General features: G+C 72.4%; 1 protein-coding gene. It reads left to right on the top strand.

The features are described 5' to 3' along the window. Positions 1–120 precede the first annotated feature (120 nt). Positions 121–341, top strand: a 221-nt coding sequence (locus tag ACSNOD_RS31855; RefSeq protein ID WP_436770531.1) for a homocysteine S-methyltransferase family protein, incomplete at its 3' end; no start/stop codon positions are given.

Below are 341 nucleotides of genomic sequence, written 5' to 3'. Positions count from 1 at the left end.
CCCCCGTCCGCCCCATGAAACACCCCTGACCGCCCGGCGCGGTCCCGGCTACGCTGGCCTGGTGCGCCCTCCCCGAGAAGGCGCAAAGCCGACAGCCGTCGCATCCCAGGGAGCAGCCCCATGGCCTCGCATCTGCCATTGCCCGTACCCGCCGACCGAGCCCGCGCCCTGCGCGAGGCGCTCGCCACCCGCGTCGTGGTGGCCGACGGGGCGATGGGGACGATGCTCCAGGCCCAGGACCCCACCCTCGAGGACTTCCAGAACCTGGAGGGCTGCAACGAGGTCCTGAACGTGACCCGGCCGGACATCGTGCGCTCGGTGCACGAGGCGTACTTCGCGGT

The organism is Streptomyces sp. URMC 123 (genome assembly GCF_051386515.1).
In the GTDB taxonomy this organism is placed as follows: domain Bacteria; phylum Actinomycetota; class Actinomycetes; order Streptomycetales; family Streptomycetaceae; genus Streptomyces.
This window is presented reverse-complemented; position numbering and strand designations above follow the sequence as displayed.